20 protein-coding genes are annotated in these 21,864 nt (G+C 62.3%); 13 read left to right on the forward strand and 7 right to left on the reverse strand.

Features of this window, described 5'->3' with window-relative positions; all coding sequences use genetic code 11:
• Nucleotides 1–26 precede the first annotated feature (26 nt).
• A complete protein-coding gene (locus tag RE4_RS05720) occupies nucleotides 27–1,742 on the forward strand; it encodes a glycerol-3-phosphate dehydrogenase/oxidase (protein ID WP_060938159.1) in 1,716 nt (571 codons plus the stop codon).
• Between the two features lie 64 nt (nucleotides 1,743–1,806).
• Here RE4_RS05720 and RE4_RS05725 read toward each other — a convergent pair whose 3' ends face one another.
• Genes RE4_RS05725 through RE4_RS05740 form a run of 4 tightly spaced genes read right to left on the reverse strand, consistent with a single transcriptional unit; the run spans nucleotide 1,807 to nucleotide 4,983 of the window.
• Nucleotides 1,807–3,084 carry a sensor histidine kinase gene (locus tag RE4_RS05725; RefSeq protein WP_060938160.1) on the reverse strand — a complete coding sequence of 426 codons (1,278 nt, stop codon included), beginning with the start codon at nucleotides 3,082–3,084 and terminating at the stop codon, nucleotides 1,807–1,809.
• A complete protein-coding gene (locus RE4_RS05730) occupies nucleotides 3,081–3,758 on the reverse strand; it encodes a response regulator (RefSeq protein WP_029256009.1) in 678 nt (225 codons plus the stop codon). The genes RE4_RS05725 and RE4_RS05730 overlap by 4 nt, the downstream gene beginning before the upstream one ends.
• 12 nt (nucleotides 3,759–3,770) lie before the next feature.
• Complete coding sequence (locus RE4_RS05735) at nucleotides 3,771–4,334, reverse strand: hypothetical protein (protein WP_060938161.1); 564 nt, start codon at nucleotides 4,332–4,334, stop codon at nucleotides 3,771–3,773.
• Entirely contained in the window at nucleotides 4,327–4,983 is a 657-nt protein-coding gene (locus tag RE4_RS05740) for a hypothetical protein (RefSeq protein WP_238076545.1), read from the reverse strand. Before RE4_RS05740 ends, RE4_RS05735 begins: the two co-directional genes overlap by 8 nt.
• 256 nt (nucleotides 4,984–5,239) lie before the next feature.
• On the opposite strand from RE4_RS05740, the gene RE4_RS05745 reads away from it, so the two are divergent.
• From RE4_RS05745 to RE4_RS05775, 8 genes are all read left to right on the forward strand, one after another.
• Nucleotides 5,240–5,806 carry a hypothetical protein gene (locus tag RE4_RS05745; RefSeq protein WP_019744902.1) on the forward strand — a complete coding sequence of 189 codons (567 nt, stop codon included), beginning with the start codon at nucleotides 5,240–5,242 and terminating at the stop codon, nucleotides 5,804–5,806.
• A gap of 63 nt (nucleotides 5,807–5,869) precedes the next feature.
• Nucleotides 5,870–6,331, forward strand: coding sequence for a hypothetical protein (locus tag RE4_RS05750; protein ID WP_060938163.1), 462 nt, complete (start codon nucleotides 5,870–5,872; stop codon nucleotides 6,329–6,331).
• A 236-nt stretch (nucleotides 6,332–6,567) separates the two neighbouring features.
• The gene (locus tag RE4_RS05755; RefSeq protein ID WP_044479496.1) at nucleotides 6,568–7,491 is read left to right on the forward strand and encodes a thiamine pyrophosphate-dependent dehydrogenase E1 component subunit alpha; all 924 of its coding nucleotides are present in this window, start codon (nucleotides 6,568–6,570) and stop codon (nucleotides 7,489–7,491) included.
• A gap of 10 nt (nucleotides 7,492–7,501) precedes the next feature.
• Nucleotides 7,502–8,551, forward strand: coding sequence for an alpha-ketoacid dehydrogenase subunit beta (locus RE4_RS05760; protein WP_060938164.1), 1,050 nt, complete (start codon nucleotides 7,502–7,504; stop codon nucleotides 8,549–8,551).
• A gap of 2 nt (nucleotides 8,552–8,553) precedes the next feature.
• The gene (locus tag RE4_RS05765) at nucleotides 8,554–10,071 is read left to right on the forward strand and encodes a dihydrolipoamide acetyltransferase family protein (RefSeq protein WP_060938165.1); all 1,518 of its coding nucleotides are present in this window, start codon (nucleotides 8,554–8,556) and stop codon (nucleotides 10,069–10,071) included.
• 6 nt (nucleotides 10,072–10,077) lie between these two features.
• Nucleotides 10,078–11,475: a dihydrolipoyl dehydrogenase gene (gene lpdA / locus RE4_RS05770; RefSeq protein WP_060938166.1), complete on the forward strand. Its 1,398-nt coding sequence runs from the start codon at nucleotides 10,078–10,080 to the stop codon at nucleotides 11,473–11,475.
• A 105-nt stretch (nucleotides 11,476–11,580) separates the two neighbouring features.
• Nucleotides 11,581–11,835, forward strand: coding sequence for a hypothetical protein (locus RE4_RS31535; RefSeq protein WP_238076541.1), 255 nt, complete (start codon nucleotides 11,581–11,583; stop codon nucleotides 11,833–11,835).
• A complete protein-coding gene (locus RE4_RS05775) occupies nucleotides 11,828–12,820 on the forward strand; it encodes a helix-turn-helix domain-containing protein (RefSeq protein WP_238076539.1) in 993 nt (330 codons plus the stop codon). Before RE4_RS31535 ends, RE4_RS05775 begins: the two co-directional genes overlap by 8 nt.
• Before the next feature lie 10 nt (nucleotides 12,821–12,830).
• Here RE4_RS05775 and RE4_RS05780 read toward each other — a convergent pair whose 3' ends face one another.
• Entirely contained in the window at nucleotides 12,831–14,042 is a 1,212-nt protein-coding gene (locus RE4_RS05780) for a low temperature requirement protein A (RefSeq protein ID WP_060938167.1), read from the reverse strand.
• A 122-nt stretch (nucleotides 14,043–14,164) separates the two neighbouring features.
• Between RE4_RS05780 and RE4_RS05785 the strand changes: the two genes are divergently transcribed.
• Complete coding sequence (locus RE4_RS05785) at nucleotides 14,165–14,308, forward strand: flavin reductase family protein (RefSeq protein ID WP_060938168.1); 144 nt, start codon at nucleotides 14,165–14,167, stop codon at nucleotides 14,306–14,308.
• A gap of 21 nt (nucleotides 14,309–14,329) precedes the next feature.
• Nucleotides 14,330–14,620 carry a hypothetical protein gene (locus tag RE4_RS05790; protein WP_020970468.1) on the forward strand — a complete coding sequence of 97 codons (291 nt, stop codon included), beginning with the start codon at nucleotides 14,330–14,332 and terminating at the stop codon, nucleotides 14,618–14,620.
• A gap of 4 nt (nucleotides 14,621–14,624) precedes the next feature.
• On the opposite strand, the gene RE4_RS05795 is transcribed toward RE4_RS05790, so the two are convergent.
• The gene (locus tag RE4_RS05795) at nucleotides 14,625–17,042 is read right to left on the reverse strand and encodes a lysylphosphatidylglycerol synthase transmembrane domain-containing protein (RefSeq protein ID WP_019744892.1); all 2,418 of its coding nucleotides are present in this window, start codon (nucleotides 17,040–17,042) and stop codon (nucleotides 14,625–14,627) included.
• A 211-nt stretch (nucleotides 17,043–17,253) separates the two neighbouring features.
• Between RE4_RS05795 and ppk2 the strand changes: the two genes are divergently transcribed.
• Nucleotides 17,254–18,219 (forward strand): polyphosphate kinase 2, encoded by a 966-nt coding sequence (gene ppk2 / locus RE4_RS05800; RefSeq protein WP_020970466.1) that lies wholly within the window; start codon nucleotides 17,254–17,256, stop codon nucleotides 18,217–18,219.
• A gap of 13 nt (nucleotides 18,220–18,232) precedes the next feature.
• On the opposite strand, the gene mgrA is transcribed toward ppk2, so the two are convergent.
• The gene (gene mgrA, locus RE4_RS05805) at nucleotides 18,233–19,264 is read right to left on the reverse strand and encodes an L-glyceraldehyde 3-phosphate reductase (protein ID WP_060938275.1); all 1,032 of its coding nucleotides are present in this window, start codon (nucleotides 19,262–19,264) and stop codon (nucleotides 18,233–18,235) included.
• Between the two features lie 318 nt (nucleotides 19,265–19,582).
• On the opposite strand from mgrA, the gene RE4_RS05810 reads away from it, so the two are divergent.
• Nucleotides 19,583–21,859, forward strand: coding sequence for a SulP family inorganic anion transporter (locus RE4_RS05810; RefSeq protein WP_060938169.1), 2,277 nt, complete (start codon nucleotides 19,583–19,585; stop codon nucleotides 21,857–21,859).
• The last annotated feature ends 5 nt before the right edge of the window (nucleotides 21,860–21,864 follow it).

Below are 21,864 nucleotides of genomic sequence, written 5' to 3' on the forward strand. Positions count from 1 at the left end.
TATTTTCAAGTGAAGGAACCCTTTTCATGAGCACAGCACAAGCATTGAGTCCGTCCTCGCGGGCGGAGTCGCTGAAGAAGTTGGAAGAAACCGAACTCGACGTCCTGGTCATCGGCGGTGGCGTGGTCGGCGCGGGTAGCGCGCTCGATGCCGCAACTCGTGGTCTGAAGGTGGGCTTGGTGGAGGCTCGTGACTTCGCGTCCGGAACCTCGAGCAGGTCCAGCAAGTTGTTCCACGGCGGACTGCGTTACCTGGAGCAGTTCAATTTTGCGCTCGTGTTCGAGGCACTGCGTGAGCGTTCGCTGGTTCTGAACTCGCTGTGCCCGCATCTCGCGAAGCCGGTGCCGTTCATCTACCCGCTCGAGAAGTTGATCGACCGGCCGTACGTCGGTCTGGGCATCGGCGTCTACGACGTGATGGGCGCAGGCCGCGGGGTTCCCTCACACCACAAGCATGTGGGAAAGAAGAAGACTCTCGAGTCGTTCCCTTCCGGAAAGCGCTCTGCTATCAGGGGTTCGGTCAAGTTCTACGAGGGCCAGGTAGATGACGCCCGCCACACGATGATGCTGGCGCGCACAGCAGCCGAATACGGCGCACTGTGCGTCAACAGCACCCGCGTAATCGGTTTTCTCCGTGAGGAGGACCGCGTTGTCGGAGTGAAGGCAGTGGATCTGGAAACGGGTCGCGCGTTCGAGATCCGTGCTCGTCAGGTCATCAACGCCGCCGGGGTCTGGACCGACGAGATCCAGGAAATGGTCGGTGGGCGAGGGCAATTCCAGGTTCGCGCTTCGAAAGGTGTGCACCTGGTCGTCCCGCGAAACCGCATCAACTCCTCTACCGGAATCATCACGCGGACCGAGAAGAGTCTGCTGTTCGTGATCCCGTGGGGAAGCCACTGGATCATCGGTACGACGGACACCGACTGGAACCTCGACCTCGCGCATCCGGCAGCGAGCCGAAGCGATATCGACTACATCCTCGGACATGTCAACAAGCTGCTCCAGGACGAGTTGACGCACGAGGACGTTGTCGGTGTGTACGCGGGACTGCGTCCGTTGTTGTTCGGCGAATCGGACTCGACCAGCACTCTCTCGCGTGAGCACGCGGTGTCGAGTCCGGTTCGAGGGTTGACGGTGGTCGCCGGTGGCAAGTACACGACCTACCGCGTGATGGCCAAGGACGCAGTCGATTCCGCGGTACACGGACTCGAACAGAAGGTGCCGAAGTCCTGCACCGAGCGTATCCAGCTGGTGGGTGCCGACGGTTATTTTGCCGCACACAACAATCGGCATCTCACCGCTGAGCGCACCGGGCTCCACGTTTCGACCATCGAGCACCTACTCGGGCGGTACGGCACTTTGGCTGACGAGTTGTTCGAACTCATCGAGGCGAGGCCTGAACTGGGGCAGCCGTTGGACTCCGCCCCTGAGTACCTCAGGGCGGAGATTCACTACGCCGCGAGTCACGAGGGTGCGCAGCATCTCGACGACATCCTCACCCGTCGTACCCGCATCTCCATCGAGGTGACCGACCGCGGCGACGCGGCAGCCGCGGAAGTAGCCGAACTGGTTGCGCCGGTGCTGGGTTGGACTCCCGAGCACATTGCCGAGGAGATCGAACACTACCGGTTGCGTGTTGCAGCCGAGCGGCAATCGCAGGAGCAGCCCGATGACCTGACCGCTGATGCGGCGCGCCTTGGTGCACCGGACGTTCGCACCGGAGTCACTGTCGGACAGGTTTGAACCTGAGACACCACCAATCGGCCGGGGCACTGCGTCCCGGCCGATCGGCCGAACTGGCTCGGTGTCAAGCGAACTCGTCTGGCGGGCATTCGGGGAGGTCGATCGTCACCACAGCGCCGCCGTTCGGATGGTTCGAGAAGTTGATACGAGCGCCGATGACCGCCGCTTGCCCGACTACGATCGTCAAGCCGAGGCCCAGGCCCGAGTTCGGGCCGCGTTCGACGCAATCGGTCTGAAATCTCTTCGGCCCCTGACGAAGCCACTCTTCAGTGAAGCCGCTGCCCCGATCCCGCACCGTGATGCGGGAGTGGTCGACGTCGACATTGATCGGCGGCTTTCCGTGATTTCGAGCATTCAAGATCAGGTTGGCGATGATCCGCTCGAGCCGACGTGCGTCGGTGTACGACACAGGTGTCCCGTGAACTCTCACTTCGCACTCCACCCCGGTGGTGGAAATCGCGTGGTGAACCACCGGTGCCAGTTCCACCGATTGGATGTCAGCCTGCTCGGACGTGGTGTCGAGGCGGGCCACTTCGATGACGTCCTCGGCAAGCCTCCTGAGTTTATGGACGCCGTCGCGCACCAATTCGGTAGGCCTACCTGGCGGCAGAAGCTCTGCGGCGCCGACCAGTCCGGAGATGGGTGTTCTGAGGTCATGCGCGATGTTGGCTGTCACGCGCTTCTCGGCGTCCAATTGTCCCCGCAGCGCATCCGACATTGCGTCGACCGCATCCGCCAGCTCGGTGATCTCGTCGTCGAAAAGCGACCAGGTGACCGAGCGGACGCGGATGTTCGCTCCGGTGGACACTTTGCGAGCCGCACGGGCGGCCGAGCGCAATCGATACGACATCGCGAGTCCAAGCAGCACACCCAGGACGGCACCCGCTGCGATCACTGCGATGGTGGCATTGCGAAGTGTCCGATCGACGCTGGCGATCGATTCCCGCTGCGCGGTGTACGGGACGCGAATCGCCACCACCTGAGTGTTGACGTCGGCAGCAGCCCAGACAAATGGCTGGTCCCCGCTGTTGACAAGGTAGGTGGCACGTTTGCCGCCCGCCACGGCCTGACGCAACTCTTCCGGAACGTCGAGACCATCTGTGGTGGCGCGGAACAGCGCACGCATGCTGCCCGTTTCGTCCTGCAGCACCAGTTGGAGATTGCGATCAGCTGCCGCCCGCGCTGCATCCTCTTGGTTGTGTGAAAAGGTTTGATGCATCACGGTACTGAGCGTGATCGAGGCGACGGCAATCACGAACGTGATGGCCGCCGCGATCTTCCACTGAAACGACAACCGCCTCCCGGTGGACGGGAGCTTGGCGGCGAGATCCCGCGATCTCACCGATGGTTGTCCATCGTGTAGCCGAACCCCCGGACGGTTCGGATCTGTTCGGAGCCGATCTTCGTGCGCAATCGCTGAACGTGAACGTCGACGATGCGCGTATCGCCGCCCCAGTCGTAATCCCAGACGTCCGAGAGCAGTTCGGAGCGAGACCAGACTTTGCGCGGCACACTCACCATGACCAGGAGCAGCTTCATTTCAGTGGGGGTGAGTGCCACTTCGGCGCCCGAACGCGTGACGGTCACCAACTCGCGATCGATCTCCAGATCGCCGAGAGTCACGATGTCTTTCTCCGTACCGGAATGGGATTCGACCCGCCGGAGCACACTTCGGATACGGGCCACCAGGACACCGCTGTCGAAGGGCTTGGTGACGTAGTCGTCGGCACCGGCTTCCAATCCGAGAACGATGTCGACCGGGTCGTCGCGCGCGGACAGCATGATGACCGGCACCGACAGTTCCTCACGAATGCGTCGGCACAGGCTGATTCCGTTCAGGTCGGGAAGCATCACGTCGAGGACGGCGATATCCGGCTTGGCGTCGACCGCCAAATCCATTCCGGTCAACCCACCCGATGCGGTGATCACCCGAAACCCGTTGCGTTCGAGATTCAATTGCGTTGCTTCGCGGATGACAGCGTCGTCTTCGACCAGCAAAATCAACGGATCGGTCATCGGCCTTCGCTTTCATGGGAACGGAACACTCTCAAACCCTTCACCGGTCCACTTGTATGCAGTCGACGATTGACAGAACTCCGGAATGCCGGGGTCTTTGCACAGGTCGACCATGACCGACAATCCTCCGGTTGAGCCGACGACGTAGCGTCCTGGGTCTTGCACTCCGAAGACTTTGTGAGCGCCCGATTCGTCGATCTGGTAGACGAATCCGGCGACCATGAAGCTGACCGGTGGGGCCGGTCGTCCCCAGATGCCGACAGACTCGCAGGTGAAGACATTGACGACGGCATCTTGCCAAACGGCGTCCGTCACGTGGGAGTACCGGATTTCGAAGGGGAAGTTCGCATCACCGCACAGTCGGAGACTGTCCTTGACCGCATCGGACACTTCCGGGTCTGCTCTGAGGAGGGCAACAGGATCGATGCTCAAGCCCTGTGAGAGATCCGAGGGGTCGAGTGATGCTGCGATATTCGGAGTGGGTTCTGATTCAGGCTCGGTGGAACAGGAGGCGAGAGCAAACGCGACCGGCAGGCAAACACCGGCGAGCATCGCGCGGCGACGGCGATCAATCACGGATGAACTCCGTTCCATCCCAGTGGAACTCGGTCCGAAGCGGTGGACGGGGGCAACATTCGAACTCCGGTGGCCGCGGATCCGTTTCCAGGACAGACAAACTCGCGGCGCGTTGACCGCTGACGATGAACTTTCCGCGCTCTTCGACGGAGAACAGGCGCTCACCCAGTTCGGAATTGTCTTCACTCGAACCGGCCTTGCCGCTGCGGTAGACGTAGCCGGCGAGGTTGACCGAAATCGATACTCCGGTCCCGGGTTGGTGGGCCGGTTGGCACGGATACACATTCATGACGACCAGTTCGGTCTCCGGCACGATACGAGGTGCGCCTGGATCGAGAAGGATGGATCCGACAGAGATCGGATACCAGTCCGGGCACGATCGGAGTTCTGTCTTCACGCCCTCCGACACCCCTGGGTCGTCGAGAAGCGCACGGCCCAACCTCGAATTCTCGGCAACCCGTCTGGCCAGGTCGGCGGGCTGTGTGACGGACAATCCGGTGGAAGCGACATCGCCTTCGATCACAACACCCTGAGTGGACCCGCATCCGGTGATCACGGACGCTCCGACGGCCGCTGTCGCGAGTGCCGTACCGAACAGCCTGCGAGTGCGGCCTGTTCGGCCCTCGCAGATCTCATTCCGATACAACACTTTCCCCTCCCCGGCCGGTGCGAACTGTCTCATCGGCATGCGCACTTTTCATAGGATCACACGTGATCTCGATATCGGCGTTTCGCCACCCACCGTTACGTAATCGTATGAATGTCGGGACCGTTGAGAGTTGGTACGCGACCGCCGGAATTCTGTTACGAAACCGATGGAATCAGGCTTTTAGAGTGAGTCACGTCGATGTTCGCCATTTGAGGTGAACGGACCCGAATTTCTGTATCGAGGAGCGTGAGACCACATGCCTGATGTTTTGCTGACCAACAAGTCTCGGCGCCTGCGAGTGTTGCTTGCCGTACTGACGATCGGAAGCGCGTGCGCCATGACCGCGTGTTCGAGTGAAGACACCACTGCACCTGAAAACGGTTCGACGGCTACGTCAGTGGTCGCGGCGTCCGCGACCACACCCCCGCTGACCACGGTGGCACCTACGTCGGAGACAGTCGAAAATTCGAATTCGGCCGGCAGCGCGGACGAATCCACCCCGGGAGTCCCGGCGGGTGGAGCAGCACCGGCCTGGACGCCGGTCTCGGCCAGCGCAGTTGCCCCTGCGGCCCCTGGTCCGGCTACCGGGTCGACCAAGTGCACCGATCAGATCAACTATGCGGGCGATCCTCGTTCGAATGCAGAGATCAACAGCATCGGAGAGCAGATGGGTTCATGCCCGGCCCCGCTCCCATCCGGTGCCGTCGAACCCCCCGAGAAGTGCACTGACCAGATCAACTACGGCGCTGACCCTCGTTCCAACGCCGAGATCAACATCATCGGGGAACAAACCGGGATCTGCCCCGAGCCGATACGCCCCTAGCGAGTTCGAAACCTGAGCAGTAGTCGGGAATTCGACCAAGGGTGGAACCAGGGGGAGATCGGAATGACAAGCAGGGCAGGTGGACGTTCGATCGACGGTGTTGCCGACGATGCGTCCCGAGGGGATCGTGACGCGATTGCGGAACTCCTTCAACGCATCGTGCCTTTGGTGACGCGGCGCTGTCGTGCCGAATTGCGACCGGTCGACGCTGACCGTATTGCCGTCGGAATCTGCCGTTCCGTCCTGGCCGATATCCAGCGACGACGACGCGCCGGAGAAGCGTTCCTCGCGCATCTGTACGACGCGATCAGTCGCGAAATCGATTCGCTACCCGCATCCAGTCGACTCACTCTGCCGTTCGGTGATCTGTCGGCCGTCGAACGCAATGTCTTGGTAGCTCGCATCGTTGTCGGTTTCGACGTGCGCGAGACGGCGCTGTCACTGAGAACAACAACGAGCGCCGTCGAACTCGTCCAACACCGCGCGCTGTCCAAGATCAGACGCGGCAGCCTCAGCGGCGCCTGAGCCAACGCTCGAAAGTCAACAGCTGCAACCCTTCGCAACTCCCGGCAACCTCACGCAACTCTTTCTCTTCGCCCGTGACCTACACGACACTGCATGGCGACGAGTGATCGAGAACGAGGAGTGTGACGGTGGTTCAACGGACGGCGCAGAAGCCGGCAACGTCAGGATCGAAAAAGACCGGGGCCAAGCCTCATTCAGGGCTGGACCGGGATGCATTGCTGAAGGCGTACGAGAAGATGTCGCGCATCCGCGCGTTCGAGGATCGATTGCACGAAGAGAATGCAACCGGTGACATCCCCGGCTTCATTCACCTCTACTCGGGCCAGGAAGCCATCGCAGTGGGAGTGTGCGAGAACCTGAGCGACGCCGACTACATCGGATCCACTCACCGCGGTCACGGGCACTGCATCGCCAAGGGCTGCGATCTGAACGGCATGATGGCCGAGATCTTCGGCAAGGACGACGGCTTGTGCCGCGGTAAGGGTGGGTCGATGCACATCGCCGACCTGTCCGTGGGAATGCTGGGTGCCAATGCGATTGTCGGCGGAGCCCCGTCGTTGGCGATCGGCGCTGCACTGAGTGGCAAGACACTTCGAAACGGCGTCATCGCAGCGTCGTTCACGGGAGACGGTGGATCCAACCAGGGAACCGTCTTCGAGGCGATGAACATGGCTGTGGTGCTGGATCTTCCGATCGTCTTCGTGATCGAGAACAACGGATTCGGTGAAGCAACAGGAACCGACTACGCGGTGGGCGCACCCGACATCGCCGCCCGCGCTGCATCCTTCGGAATGCCTGCCGTCAAGGTGGACGGCACCGACTTCTTCGCGGTCTACGACGCGATGGCGGAAGCATCCGAGCGAGCCAGGACCGGCGGTGGCCCTACCACGATCGAGGCGGCCGCATTCCGTTGGCACGGCCACTTCGAGGGTGACGCGCAGCTGTACCGCACGGCGGAACAGGTTGCGCAACTGCGGGAAACCAAGGATCCGCTCAAGAATTTCCGTAGCAGTGTGGATGCGAAGAAGGTCAGCACCGCTGATCTGGACGCGGTGGACGAGCAGTCGCGAGTGCTGGTGGACGAGGCGGTGGCGAAGGCGCGCGCCGCAGCGTACCCACCAGTCGAAAATCTGCTGACCGATGTCTACGTGTCGTACTGAGGAGCCCGAGATGACAAGCGTGGAAGCCGAGAACGTGTCGAAGAAGACCTACCGCGAGGCCGTCAAAGAGGCCATCGCTCAAGAAATGCAACGAGATCCGAGCGTCGTCCTGATCGGTGAGGACGTACGCGGTGGGCATGCCGGTACCAATCCCGATCTGGAGACGAAGAAGATCGAGGCATTCGGCGGTGTCCTGGGCGTCACCAAGGGATTGTGGACGGAGTTCGGATCGGAGCGTGTAATCGATACCCCGATCACCGAATCCGCGATCATCGGAATGGCTGCCGGAGCCGCACTGACCGGGCTGAGGCCGGTCGCCGAGCTGATGTTCATGGACTTCTTCGGAGTCTCCTACGACGCGCTCTACAACCAGGCTGCCAAGTTCCGCTACATGTTCGGTGGCAAAGCCAGAACTCCGCTGGTGGTGCGAGGCATGATCGGCGCCGGTTTCTCCGCCGCTGCGCAGCACTCTCAGTCTCCGTACAACGTGTTTGCCGCGGTGCCTGGCCTGAAAGTGGTCGCGCCGTCCAACGCCTACGACGCCAAAGGCCTTCTCATCCAGGCTATCCGGGACGACGATCCTGTTGTGTTCTGTGAGCACAAGGTGCTCTACGACCTCAAGGGCGAGGTGCCGGACGAGCCGTACGCGATTCCGTTCGGCGTCGCCAACTACACCAGGCAGGGCGACGACGTCACGATCATCGCTTTGTCCGCAATGGTGAACCGCGCCAATGACGTAGCGGACAAGCTGGCCGCCGAGGGTATTTCGGTCGAGGTCGTCGATCCTCGTACCGTCTCACCATTGGACGAGGACGGCATCCTCGAATCCGTCGCATCGACCGGACGCGTCGTGATCGTCGACGAATCCGCCGCCCGCTGCGGTTTCGGGCACGACGTGGCCGCGCTGATCGCCACCAAGGGATTCAACTACCTGAAAGCGCCGATCGAACTGATCACGCCGCCACATACTCCGGTTCCGTTCTCACCGACCCTCGAAACTGCCTGGCTGCCTGACGTTGCGCGCATCGAAGAGTCGGTTCGCAAGCTGGTGAGAGCCTGATCATGGCTGACATCAAAGCTATCGACATCCCCAAATGGGGGCTCTCCATGGAGGAGGGGTTGGTCAACGCGTGGCTCATCGAGGAAGGTGACTCGTTCACCAAGGGCCAGTTGATCTGTGAGATCGAGACCAGCAAGATCACCAACGAACTGGAGGCGCCGTTCGACGGTGTTCTCCGCAAGATCGTCGGCATACCGGGGCAGACTCTGCCCGTCGGTGCCGTGATCGGTGTGTCCGCCGATGCGTCCACGACGGATGCGGAGATCGAGCAGTTCCTCGCCGCTCGCGGCGCAACCGCGCCGGCGGAAGAGCCGGCACCCTCACCAGTTGCCGAACCGGAGGCTCCCGCGACACCTACGGCTACACCCGCTGCGAAGGTGGTTGTTGCAGCGAAACCTGCACCAACCGGTTCCACCGTCGTACCGAGTGTTCTGCAGGGCACGACGCAGAGCGACGTGTTTGCGAGTCCTCGAGCACTCCGACGTGCCGAAGCGCTCGGAATCGATCTCGCCGCCGTAGTTGGTACCGGCCCACTCGGGCGGATCAGTGTCCGAGACATCGACGACGCGATTCGTGACGCCGGTGGCACTGTTGCGACAGTAGCGCCGGCCACGAGATCCGGCCTCCCGCTGCGATCAACCGCCGACGACAGTGCCGTGCCTGCCACCCCGGTCGCACGCAGAACTGCCCGATCGCTGGGCGTAAACCTGCACGATTGTCGTCCGACAGGCTCGCGGGGACGCGTCTGCGTCGCCGACGTGCACGACGCCGCTCGTTCCGCGCAGCTCCTGCCAGAAGCGGCGGCTCAGACGGGAACCATTGCCGTCGAACCCGAGTACGACACAATTCCGTTCACGCCCATGCGATCGGCAATCGCCGGCAGGTTGCAGGCGTCCAAGCAGCAGGCTCCCCATTTCCGGCTCACGGCGGATCTCGAGCTCGATGCGCTCCTCGCTCTGCGCAAGGAGATCAATTCGACTGTCCCGGCGGTCAAGCTGTCGGTCAACGACTTCATCGTGAAGGCCTGCGCGGCTGCGCTGATGAAGGTGCCGGACGTGAACGTCCAATTCGATGCCGCGAACGAATCGGTTCTTCGATTCGCGTCGGCGGATGTCTCGGTGGCAGTTGCACTTCCGACCGGACTGATTACGCCCATCGTGCGTAGTGCGAACACCAAGTCGTTGGCGGACATCTCCGGTGAGGTGCTCTCGTTGGCCACCAAGGCGAAGACCGGCAAACTCCGTCCCGAAGAATTCCAAGGCGGAACGTTCACGGTGTCCAACCTCGGCATGTTCGGGATCAAGGCATTCGACGCGATCATCAACCCGCCCCAGGGAGCGATCCTGGCCGTAGGTGCGGGGGAGAAGCGGGCCGTGGTGGTCGGCGACAGTGTTTCCGTCCGGACCGTGATGACCGTGACCCTCTCGTGCGATCACCGGGTGATCGACGGAGCCTTGGGTGCGACCTTCCTTCGGGAGCTCCAGCGCTTTGTCGCTTCTCCCGCGCTGATGTTGGTGTAAGGGGCTGTGGTGGAAAGCAATACGTCGAAGAAGTACGACGTTCTTGTCATCGGTGGTGGCCCCGGTGGTTACGTGGCGGCGATCCGGGCCGCCCAGTTGGGGTTGAACGTTGCGCTGGTAGAACGTGATCGCCTCGGCGGAATCTGCCTCAACTGGGGTTGTATCCCCACCAAAGCGATGCTTCACGGCGCGGACGTCGCGCATACCTTGAGTGAACTCGACAAATACGGATTCAGTTCGGCGTCTGTCCAGTTCGACATCTCGAAGTTGGTGTCGTTCAGCCGAGGGGTTTCGGAGAAATTGTCCGGCGGTGTTGCCTACCTGATGAAGAAGAACGGCGTAGACGTCATCTCAGGCACCGCGAAGTTGGTGGACAAGGGCGTCGTGTCCGTGGAAGGTCAGACGTATCGAGCCGACCACGTGATCATTGCAACCGGCGCCCGGCCGCGTTCGATTCCCGGGGTTGCCCCCGACGGTGATCGGGTGTGGACCTACTTCGACGCACTCGTCCCGAAGGAACTACCGAAGTCGCTGCTCGTGATCGGGTCCGGCGCGATCGGAGTCGAATTCGCCAGCCTGTACCGCGATCTCGGCACCGAGGTGACCATCGTCGAGATGGCACCACACATCATGCCGGTCGAGGACGAAGAGATTTCGGCGTTCGTGCGCAAGCAGTTCGAGAAGCGTGGCATCACGATTCACACCGGAGCCTCGGTGTCGGCGGTGACCGTCGGCGCCGACGCCGTCGAAGTGAACGTGCAGACGAGCGACGGTGTCCAGGCGGTGACCGTGGACCGGGTGTTGGTGGCTGCCGGGATCACCGGCAACGTCGAGGATCTGGGGTTGGAGGCTCTGGGCGTCGAGATCGAGCGTGGTGCGATCGTCACCGACCAGTGGTGCCGTACCAGTGCCTTCGGGATCTACGCAATCGGTGACGTCGCGGGCGCTCCATGTCTGGCGCACAAGGCAAGTCACGAAGCTGTCCTGTGCGTCGAAAAGCTGGCAGGCGTGGCCGATGTTCATCCGCTCGATCGCGACTACGTTCCGGGATGCACGTATGCCCGCCCGCAGGTGGCGAGTCTGGGTCTGACGGAGAAGCAGTGCGCCGGTACTGGTCGCACGCTGCGGGTCGGACACTTCGACCTGCAGGCGAACGGCAAGGCATTGGCGATCGGCGAGGCCGAAGGCTTCGTCAAGACGATCTTCGACGCCGATACCGGGGAACTGCTCGGCGCGCACATGGTCGGTCCGGATGTGACCGAGCAGATCCAGGGTTTCGGTATCGCCCGATCCCTCGAAGCCACCGGCGATGATCTCGCCGAGGTCGTGTTTGCTCATCCGACGCTCTCGGAGGCAATGCACGAGTCTGTGCTCTCGGCGCTGGGGAGACCCCTCAACGCATGAGCACAGTCCGCGTGCGTGAACGACGTCCTACGTTCACGCACGCGGACAACTCTGCAACCGGGTGCAACGCTCGCTTTCGATGACCCCATCACATAGGACTGGAGTGTGATCGGCGCAACGAATCGACTCGAACCGGCCCTGGGTAGTGGTGAAGACCCGGCGCAGTACGCACGTGTTCTCGAATCCGTGTACGAAGCAACGATGTCCGGGCGCAAACCGCCCGCGCGCCCGCGCTCCGTGATCGCCGATTCGTGGTCGCGTCTGCGCGCCCTCGGTCTCGATCCGGAGCGGTGTTCGATCACGAAGACCACTCGTGCCTCGGAGATCGAAGAGAGTCGGGGTTGCGGCCGGAATGACTGAGATCTTCGACGAGGCGGTACGCGGTCTGGCGCCGCTCGTCGGCCCGGACGACGCGAATTTGATAGTGGTGGCGGACCGACAGGGTCGCATCCTCTGGCGCCACGGGCCCGGTCGAATGCTGGATCGGGCCGAACGCCTCGGGATGATCGAGGGTGCGTCGTGGACCGAGGAAGCTGTCGGTACCAACGGGATCGGTACTTCGTTGGCATCAGGTTCGGCAGTGCAGGTGTTCTCGGCCGAGCACTACTCGCGCTCGCAGCATCCGTGGACTTGCTCCGGGGCGACGGTTCGGGATCCGCGTAGTCGCCGGGCGCTCGCCGTCGTCAACGTCGCCGGCGCAGCGGGCACTGTCCACCCGTCGACTCTCGCTTTGGTGGACAGCGTGGCCAGACTGGCGGAATCCGCACTGCGGGAGAAGCATCGAATCGGATTGGATCGGCTTCGGATGATCTCGGCGTCGACGCTGGCTCGCGCGAGTCAGCCGACAATGGTTGTGGACCGTAGTGGCTGGGTTGCTGCGGTGGATTCGATGGCGCCGATCTACCGCATCGCACTGCCGAAAGTGATGAGCAGCGGCGAGCATTGGCTCCCGTCACTCGGATTGTGTATGTGCGAGCCACTTCCGGGCGGCTGGCTCATTCGCCCTCAGACGAACCCGGCGTCTGGAAATGTCTGTGCCGAAGTCGAATTGGACCTGCGAGATTCGAATGCGATGGAACTGCGGTACTCCTCGGACTTGGGAGGTTGGAGCATCGACCTCAGCCCGCGTCATTCGCAGATCCTCCTGGCTCTGACACAGGCGCCCGAGGGTCTCACGGCCTCGCAGCTCGCCTCAGAGTTGTTCGGCGATCCGCGTAAGACGGTGACCGTCCGGGCCGAGATGTCGAGGTTGCGTAAGCGATTGGCTGGAATCGTGCTGGCTCAGCCCTATCGCTTCGACCCGGCGGTGAGGGTAAAGACCGTCCCTGCTGTGCGCCTTTATTAACCGCGGGGGGTTAATAAAGGCGCACAGCAGAGCGGCGCGAACGCCGCACCTGCGCATACTCGTAGCCGTTCTGCCAGGTCACGGTGGCCACCAGCACCCAGATGATCCACGTGGCGCTCATGTGCGTGCCGACAATGCCCATGACGATGGGGACGGCGGTGCAGGGGAGCGCCCAGCCGAGCAGCCACCGTCGGTCCGATCGCGCAAACAGCCCCGCCACGGTGCTGATTCCGAAATAGACTGCGATGCTTCCGCACAACAACCACCGTAGGTTCGCGGGTGTGTGTTCCGCGCCGTGTTCGGTGGCAGCTCCGAGGCCCGCGACCAGAACCGCGATAGCGCCGGTGGTGAAACAGTGCAGTGCCATGTCGATGCGAGCGGGAAACTTCTCGGGCTGCAGGTGCGGAACACCGGCGTGGCCGTAGAGAAGCGAGAGTGCCCACATACCCGAGAGCAGGACAAACGATCCGACTGCGAGGCTGACCACCGTGGAGTCCCAGGTGAGCTTCGAGGCTGCAGAGATCACGAGGATCACACCCTCGCCCAATACGATGATGACGTACAGGCCCAGCCGCTCGGCAAGATGAGCCCGATCGGAGTGCAGGGCTTCGAGTTCGGGCATCCGGTCGTCCTTGAACCCGCGAACCTTGATGATGCGGTCGAGCTTTTCCTGCGCGTCTTCCATGATCGCGCTGCCGGAGACGAGGAACATGATCAGCAGATCGATGGTCACACCGGCAGTCCAGAGCCAGAACCGAGTTTCACCCTCGAACCAGAACGAGACGATCCACGGGATCACACCGAGAGACATCTGGGCGATCGGCCAGTCCACGACGATCTGGCCGTTGTGCCACACCCGACTCGCGAGCAGACGTACGGCCACGTAGGCGACAGCGAAGGCCAGCGCATGGTTGTCGTGGATGCCGGCCACGGCCGCCATCATGACTGCCAGTCCGAACATGGCGATCAGCATGCTCGGGATTCGGACGCGGTCGCCGGCAACGTTGCCGTACATCGTGAACGTCGCCCATGCGGTCCAGAACGCGAGATAGAGCAAGGCGTAGAGCGCGACATCCGACCACGACGGCGAACCGTGGAGCAGGTGAGCCAGCTGACCGATACCGGCTACCACGACCAGGTCGAAGAACAATTCGATCCATGACGCGTGTCGCTCGAGCACCGCCTTCTGCTTCGAGTCTGGTTCATTTCCGAGTTCCGACATAAAGCTCAGTATCGGTTATCGGCATCAACAGTGCTGGTAGGCAGCGAAGTTGTCCGTTTTTTTGAAGTAGTGCTTATGCTGTCCGCGCTCACGCGCATGCCGTCAGGGAGGGGCAGGCTCCCATCTGGATCGCGTGCACCGTGGACGCCGTCGTGGACGGTGGTGATCACAAGATCGTGACAGGATCGGTGGACGACGCCTGGCACTGCGAGGCGAATCCACTGACCTATCACCGGCGTGTATTCGGTACGCACTCACCGTCGTGAGTGATCCAGGAAAGGAAAGCCATGTATGTACTGGTGGACAACGGCCGCGTCAGCGTCCGCGATGTGGACAACCTGAAGGCCTTTCACGTCGAGGTGACCGGCGACATCGCCGATTCCGAACTGGACGAGCTCTTGCGCCTTCGGAATTACGGATACGTCAGCGGTGGAAGTGCATTCATCTCGGTAGCCCGTGTTCGCGAGAGCGCCACTGACGTCGACGGAGTGGCGGCGATGGTCGACTACGCCCAGGGCAAGGGCTGGGTCGACGACGACGGTGAAGCGTTGCAGGCGCACATCGTTCGCCGGCAGTGAACGCTCAGACCATGTCGTTCTTCTGCAGCCAGCGCAGGGTCGGCCAGCCGCAGAACACCGGGAGCCAGCAGGTCAGGACTCGGTAGAGCAGAACCGACGGCACAGCGATGCTTGCCGGCAATCCGAACGCGGACAGGCCACCGATGAGGGCGGCCTCGACGGCTCCGACGCCACCCGGTGTCGGAGCTGCCGAGGCGAGGGTTCCACCGATCATCGTCACGATGGTGACGGTGATGAACGTCGTTCCGCCGCCGAATGCCTCGACGCTTGCCCACAGAGCCAGGGCGGCACCGAGAGTTGTTGCAGCGCTGCCGCCCACGATGATGAGGAATCGGGTCGGGTTTCGTGCAAGTTGGCTCAGTTCACCCAACACCTCGGTGATCTGAGGACGCAGATCGTCGCGCAGCCACCCACGAAGTTTCGGAATGAACATGAATGCACCGAGAACTCCGAGCGCGACGCCACCCGCCAGATACAGAACAGTGGATCCCGGGATGAAGTGCGAGAGGTTTGTATCGCGTCCGGCGACGATCGAGAAGAAGATCAGCAAGCCGACGTGGGTGACCACCTGAACCGTCTGTTGAAGCGCGACTGCGGCCGTTGCACGGACGGTACCGAGTCCGCCCTTCTGCAGGAACCGCACACTCAGGGCGAGCCCGCCGACTCCGGCCGGAGTTGTCGTCGCGGCAAAGGTGTTGGCCACCTGCATGATCAGGAGGTTGCGGTAACTGACCATCGACGACGCACAGGCCCACAGGGCCGCTGCCGCGCCGACGTACGTCAGTGCGGAGACGCCGAGGCCGAGCAGTGCCCACCACCAGTTGGCTGTCTTCAACTCCGTGATGAATGCGGGTACCTGGCTGATGAACGGATAGGCGACGTAGACCAATCCGATGAGCAGAACGAGCTGGATCAGTTGATTGCGACTGAACCGGGTGACCTGTGCGGGAGCGACCTTTTCGATCCCGTTCTTCGCGCCGACCTCGTCTCGGATCTCGGTCATCAATTTTGCCGAATCCTCGGCGGTCCGCCGAATTCGGTTGGGCAACGCCGAGGTGGTCAATCGGCCGGAGGCAGCGAGAATCGTGTCTGCGCCTTGCGCACGAATCGCGGCGTCCACCGCTGCGTCGACGCCGAACAGTGATGCGGTGGCAAAAAGAAGTTGGGCGTTGTCGGACTGCATCTGAACTTCGGTGGCGCCGAATTCGGAGTACGCGTAGCCGCCGAAGAGGATCGTTCCGCCCTCGACGCGAATCTCGGAAGCGCGCAGGTCACCGTGCGCCATCTGATGTACGTGAATGGTGTGCAGTGTTTGCCACAACGCGTCGATCAGTTTGGAGGATTCTTCCTCGTCCGCCTGGTTTTCGACGGCGACGGCAAGTGGGATACCGCGGGGGCTCGGGCGGGCGTACATCTCCCATCCGCGATCGAGCACCGAGATGGCGACGGCTTTGGAACTGGCCAGACCGATGTCGGCGAACGCGATACCCATCAGCGCGCGATGTTCGACGGCGCGCCGAAGCGATCCGTAAGGGGGAGGAGTTTCACGGTTCCGGAACGAGATCCAGCGGAACGTCTGTCGAATTGCTCCGCTGCTTCGCTGGTTCTGTCCGTACAACTCGACAATCAGTTCGTCGAACGGTTCGTCGTCCGGAGCCTTGTCGATGTCGGCGGACATGACCAGCGGGCCGATTCCCGAGGGACTCACGACGCGGAAAGCGGTGACGCGGTAACCACGCCGCGCGAGCACGCGTACTGCAGAGTCCAACGGCACTTCGAGGGCAGGTGTGCCGACGGCAAGAACGATCACCGCGCCGATCAGATAGCCGACGGCGAGACCCAGCATCGATCGGGCGGGAACGATCGAGCTGACGATCAGGTGAATGGGCGCAAACAGCAGAAGCAGCGTCCACCAGGCTCGTCGCCACTTTTTCGGTAGCCACGGACCCGAGACGGTGAGCACCGCCGCGAGCATCGCAATCCACCGCGGATCGTCGAGAAATTGGGACAGGAACGTGGCGTCGAGTCGGTCGGGGACGTCGAGGTGCCACTTGGGTGCGGCGAGTCCTGTACCGGTGAACGACAGCGCGAGTCCGGCGCACAGGCCGGCAGCGGCGTATCCGGCCAGCAACTTCCATCGGCGCCCCACGATGAGCCCGATCAGAATGGCAAACGGTAGCGCCAGGATTGCGATGCCGTAGAGGAGGTACACAGTGTCGGACAGGCTCGGCGACAGCACTCCGACGATGTTGGACACCGACGTTTCGAGGGCGTCCCACTGACTTCGGGTGATCAGAGAGCCCGCGATGACGCCGCCGAGCAGCACGGCAGCGATCGCGACCCGCATGATGTCGCTCGTACGGCGGTGCAGTGGTGGCAGGAGGCTTCCCGTTACCGGGATCTCCCGTCCGTCTACTCGCATCTCGCCAGAACTCTCTTCTCTCGGGGGTTACCGACCGTCTCAGTTACCTCGATCAAGGTACCGCGTGGGGGTTCGGCGCCTGGGAAGCCGGACCTGTCGTTACCTCCTCGATGCCAAGCAACATTCGCTTCGGCCCCGCGGCGGAGGGCTTCGGCGCGTAAAATTCACTTTCCGGACGTTCGTTCATTTCGACGACAGGGAGTGCGTATTCATGAGCCCCGACTCCAGCGGTGTGGACGGTCGGGTTCCTGACCTGCCGACCCCGTCGACCAGAATTTCCGTCACCGAGGACTATGCGGCCGAGATCGACGAGCTCTCGAGTCTCAAGCACAAGCTCGGCGGACTCGAGCCCTCAGAGTTCGCGGATGCCTGGAAGCAGGGCTATCCGTACGAGAAGAAGATGTCGCGCCGCGAGTACGAGCGGAAGAAGCGGCGTCTGCAGATCGAGTTGCTCAAGCTGCAGCTGTGGGTCAAGGAAACCGGGCAGAAAGTGCTCATTATCTTCGAAGGTCGCGATGCTGCCGGTAAGGGCGGGTCGATCAAGAGGTTCACCGAGCATCTCAATCCTCGTGGTGCCCGGGTCGTCGCGCTCGAGAAGCCCACAGACATCGAGCGAACGCAGTGGTACTTCCAGAGGTATGTCGCACACCTACCCAGCGGCGGCGAGATCGTGATGATGGACCGGTCCTGGTACAACCGCGCCGGTGTCGAACGAGTGATGGGTTACTGCACGCCGACTCAGTACCTCGAGTTCATGAGAGAGACCCCGGACTTCGAGCGGATGCTCGTCAACTCCGGGATCCATCTGCACAAGCTGTGGTTCTCGGTCAGCCGGGAAGAGCAGTTGGCGCGATTCGCAGCCCGTCGAACAGACCCGGTGCGTCAGTGGAAGCTCTCACCGACTGATCTGGCTTCGCTCGACAAGTGGGACGACTACACGCAGGCCAAGGAAGCGATGTTCTTCTACACCGATACCGGGGATGCGCCCTGGACGGTGATCAAGAGCAACGACAAGAAGCGCGCCCGCCTCGAAGCGATGCGTCACGTGCTCGCCAGCTTCGACTATCCCAACAAGGATCACCGGGCAGTCGGTACTCCGGATCCCTTGATCGTCGGGCCTGCTTCGGCCGTATTCGAAGAGGGCGAGCACGTGAACGTGGAGTTGCCTCAGCTCTAGCGCAGGTGATCGCTCAGATCGAACTGGCCTCTGCCCACAGATTGATGCCGCTGTCCTTTGCGTGCTGATCTATGGAGGCCAGTTCGGCTGTGCTGAATTCGAGATTGTCGAGCGCGCCGACGTTGGCTTCGAGTTGGGCGACGCTGGATGCACCGATCAATACCGAGGTGACCCGCGAATCGCGGAGTGCCCAACTCAGTGCCAGCTGAGCCAGCGACTGGCCGCGGTCTGCCGCGATGTCGTTGAGCGCGCGGATGTGGGTGAGAGCGTCGTCGGTCAACCACGACGGATCGAGTGACTTACCTTGGGCGGCGCGAGAATTCTCGGGGACGCCGTTCAGATACCGGTCGGTGAGCATGCCTTGCGCGAGCGGCGAGAACGCGATGACGCCCACTCCGAGATCGTCGACAGCCGAAAGCAGGTCCTGCTCGATCCACCGATTCAGCATCGAATAGCTCGGCTGGTGGATCAACAAAGGGACCCCCGCAGCGGCGAGCAGTGCGGCGATTTCACGGGTGCGCTCCGGCGAATACGAACTGATACCCGCGTACAGCGCCTTGCCCTGCTGAACGGCACTGATCAGCGCGCCTGCGGTCTCGTCGATCGGAGTCTCGGCGTCGGGGCGATGGCTGTAGAAGATGTCGACGTAATCGACTCCGAGTCGGCCGAGCGACTGGTCGAGGGATGACAGCAAGTACTTGCGGGAACCGCCGAACCCGTAAGGACCGGGCCACATGTCCCACCCGGCCTTCGACGAGATGACCAACTCCTCGCGGTACGAAGGGAAATCCTCACGCAGGATCCTGCCGAAGTTCGTCTCGGCGCTTCCGTACGGCGGCCCGTAGTTGTTGGCCAGATCGAAGTGCGTGATTCCGAGATCGAATGCCCGCCGCAGGACTGCGCGCTGGTTCTCGATCGGTACGTCGTCGCCGAAGTTGTGCCAGAGCCCGAGCGAGATCGCCGGGAGTTTGAGACCGCTCCGACCGGTTCGGCGGTAGGGCATGGCTTCGTAGCGGTCCTGCGCGGCGACGTACTGATCGGACATGGTGCCTGCCTTCACATCGTTGTGGTTGAGCATTTACTCCCGACCATTATCGCCGACGGCATTCAGCTGTGCTGAACACTCGGGCGACCCGTACGAAAATGCTTGCGGGTTAAAGCAATTCGATCGCTCTTCTGGACCGACGTTCAGGTTCGAGTCACAGTGCCGGGCGGCGGTGACGTCGACCACGTCTGGGTTCGCATCTAAGGGAACAGTAAGGAATCGCGGTTACCATGGTCACAGTCGATCGGCGATACCGATCGCCGATTCGCTTCGAACATGTTGCCCAGCAGCCGGATCCGGGGTCCGGCGAGGAGATCTATGTCGACGCAGTCCGTAGTGCACGCACAATCATCCGCAGACGAAGCCGTCGTGGGGGATTCGTCTCCGCCGGGTGGTGGAAGCCGGCATTATCTCGAGCAACTGATCAGATACGACGTGCCGGCGTCGCTGGTCGTCTTCCTGGTGGCGCTTCCCTTGTCCTTGGGAATTGCGATCGCCTCCGGGGCGCCGATCATGGCAGGTCTGATCGCCGCGATCGTCGGCGGAGTAGTGGCCGGAGCGGTGGGAGGTTCACCGCTGCAAGTCAGTGGTCCCGCAGCCGGTCTGACCGTGGTGGTCGCCGAACTGATCGGCAAGTTCGGGTGGAAAGTCACCTGCCTGATCACCGTCGGCGCCGGAATTTTGCAGATTGTGTTCGGGCTCAGCCGAATTGCCCGTGCGGCACTGGCTATTGCGCCGGTGGTGGTGCATGCGATGCTCGCCGGTATCGGCATCACCATTGCGCTACAACAGGTTCACGTGTTGCTAGGCGGAAGCTCGGCCAGTTCGGCGCTGGACAATCTACGGCAGTTGCCCGCACAGATCGGTGCCCTGCACGTCGAGGACTTGATGATCGGACTCGTTGTCATCGCCACTCTTCTCGGGTGGCGCTATCTCCCCGCGGGCGTCCGGAAGGTGCCTGCGGCATTGGTCGGCATCGTATTGGCAACTCTCGCTTCGCTCCTGCTGCCGATCGACGTCGAACGTATTGCTCTCGACGGATCTTTGTTGGACTCGATCGGACTTCCCGCTCTGCCGGACGGCCAGTGGCTCGGCGTCGCAACCGGCATCCTGACCATCGCACTGATCGCCAGCGTCGAGAGTCTGCTCTCGGCTGTGGCTGTGGACAAGATGCACTCGGGCCCGCGCTCGAACTTCGATCGTGAGATGCTCGGCCAAGGTACTGCGAACATGGTGTCCGGGGCGATCGGCGGCCTGCCCGTCACGGGTGTGATCGTACGCAGCGCCACCAATGTCGAAGCCGGGGCGAAATCCCGTGCGTCGTCGATCATGCACGGCCTGTGGATCCTGCTGTTCTCGGCCGCGCTGGCCGGGTTGGTGCAGCAGATTCCGAAGTCTGCGCTTGCCGGACTGTTGATCGTCATCGGTATTCAACTGGTCAAGCTGGCGCACATTCGGTTGGCGCGACGCACCGGTGATCTGTGGGTGTACGGCATCACGGTGGTCGGCGTCGTGTTCTTGAACCTGCTCGAGGGCGTGCTGATCGGATTGGCGTTGGCGATCGCCCTCCTGGTGTGGCGTGTCATCCGTGCGTCGGTCACGGCAGAAGAGTTGGGTGACAAGGATTCCGGGAAGTGGCGGGTGCTGGTCGAAGGGTCGTGCACCTTCCTGGTGCTGCCCAAGCTCACCTCGGTACTCGCCGGCATCCCGCCGCGGTCGGACGTCACCGTCGAGTTGTCCGTCGACTTCCTCGACCATGCCGTCTTCGACGTCATCGAAGAGTGGGCGAGGCAGTACGAGTTGGCAGGTGGTTCGGTGATCATCGACGAAGTTGGCTCGGTGAGTATGGAGAGCGCGACCACCGGTCCGCCGAAGCGCGGCGCCGCAGTCACCGACCTGCGCGGATTGCTCGCTCCGTGGGGTAGTTGGCAACCACAGGCTTCGGGAAGGAATCTGAGCAGCCCGCCAGCCTTGCGACCCATTCTCGACGGGGTGTCCAACTATCATCGCCATCGCGCCGAAGCGATACGGCCGCACATGGATCAGTTGCGCGACGGCCAGAATCCCGACTCTCTTTTCCTTACCTGCGCAGATTCGCGAGTGGTGCCGAACATCATCACGAGCAGTGGCCCAGGTGACCTGTTCACTGTGCGCAACGTCGGAAACTTGGTTCCTGCCGGCGGCCGCGATACGTCGGTGGAAGCGGCACTGGCCTTCGGGATCGACGAGTTGGGTGTCAGTTCGGTGATCGTGTGCGGACATTCGGGCTGCGGAGCGATGCAAGCACTCCTGACGAACAGTTCGTCGGAATCGGGAGTTGTCGGGGAATGGCTGCGGCATGCGGAGACGAGTCTGCAGGCGTACACGAGTGGCCATCCGGTCGCGCGTGCTGCGGCCGAGGCAGGTTTCTCGGAGGTCGATCAGCTCGGAATGGTCAATGTTGCAGTCCAATTGCAGACTCTCGAACGCCATCCTCTGGTGGGTCAGGCCCGTGTGGATGGTCGCCTGCGTATCGCCGGACTGTTCTTCGACATCGGCTCGGCTCGGGTCATCGAAGTGACAGCGTCAGGGATCGGCGAGTTGATCGAGACCTGAAGGCG

The sequence above is a fragment of the Rhodococcus erythropolis NBRC 15567 genome, assembly GCF_001552595.1.
Taxonomy (GTDB): domain Bacteria; phylum Actinomycetota; class Actinomycetes; order Mycobacteriales; family Mycobacteriaceae; genus Rhodococcus_F; species Rhodococcus_F erythropolis.

What these genes read in the sequence shown, in the direction of transcription:
- RE4_RS05720 (WP_060938159.1), top strand. Translation starts at nt 27, where the DNA reads ATGAGCACAGCACAAGCATTGAGTCCGTCCTCGCGGGCGGAGTCGCTG.
- RE4_RS05730 (WP_029256009.1), bottom strand. Translation starts at nt 3,758, where the DNA reads ATGACCGATCCGTTGATTTTGCTGGTCGAAGACGACGCTGTCATCCGC.
- RE4_RS05745 (WP_019744902.1), top strand. Translation starts at nt 5,240, where the DNA reads ATGCCTGATGTTTTGCTGACCAACAAGTCTCGGCGCCTGCGAGTGTTG.
- RE4_RS05750 (WP_060938163.1), top strand. Translation starts at nt 5,870, where the DNA reads ATGACAAGCAGGGCAGGTGGACGTTCGATCGACGGTGTTGCCGACGAT.
- RE4_RS05755 (WP_044479496.1), top strand. Translation starts at nt 6,568, where the DNA reads ATGTCGCGCATCCGCGCGTTCGAGGATCGATTGCACGAAGAGAATGCA.
- RE4_RS05760 (WP_060938164.1), top strand. Translation starts at nt 7,502, where the DNA reads ATGACAAGCGTGGAAGCCGAGAACGTGTCGAAGAAGACCTACCGCGAG.
- RE4_RS05765 (WP_060938165.1), top strand. Translation starts at nt 8,554, where the DNA reads ATGGCTGACATCAAAGCTATCGACATCCCCAAATGGGGGCTCTCCATG.
- RE4_RS05775 (WP_238076539.1), top strand. Translation starts at nt 11,828, where the DNA reads ATGACTGAGATCTTCGACGAGGCGGTACGCGGTCTGGCGCCGCTCGTC.
- RE4_RS05780 (WP_060938167.1), bottom strand. Translation starts at nt 14,042, where the DNA reads ATGTCGGAACTCGGAAATGAACCAGACTCGAAGCAGAAGGCGGTGCTC.
- RE4_RS05790 (WP_020970468.1), top strand. Translation starts at nt 14,330, where the DNA reads ATGTATGTACTGGTGGACAACGGCCGCGTCAGCGTCCGCGATGTGGAC.
- RE4_RS05795 (WP_019744892.1), bottom strand. Translation starts at nt 17,042, where the DNA reads ATGCGAGTAGACGGACGGGAGATCCCGGTAACGGGAAGCCTCCTGCCA.
- ppk2 (WP_020970466.1), top strand. Translation starts at nt 17,254, where the DNA reads ATGAGCCCCGACTCCAGCGGTGTGGACGGTCGGGTTCCTGACCTGCCG.
- mgrA (WP_060938275.1), bottom strand. Translation starts at nt 19,264, where the DNA reads ATGTCCGATCAGTACGTCGCCGCGCAGGACCGCTACGAAGCCATGCCC.
- RE4_RS05810 (WP_060938169.1), top strand. Translation starts at nt 19,583, where the DNA reads ATGTCGACGCAGTCCGTAGTGCACGCACAATCATCCGCAGACGAAGCC.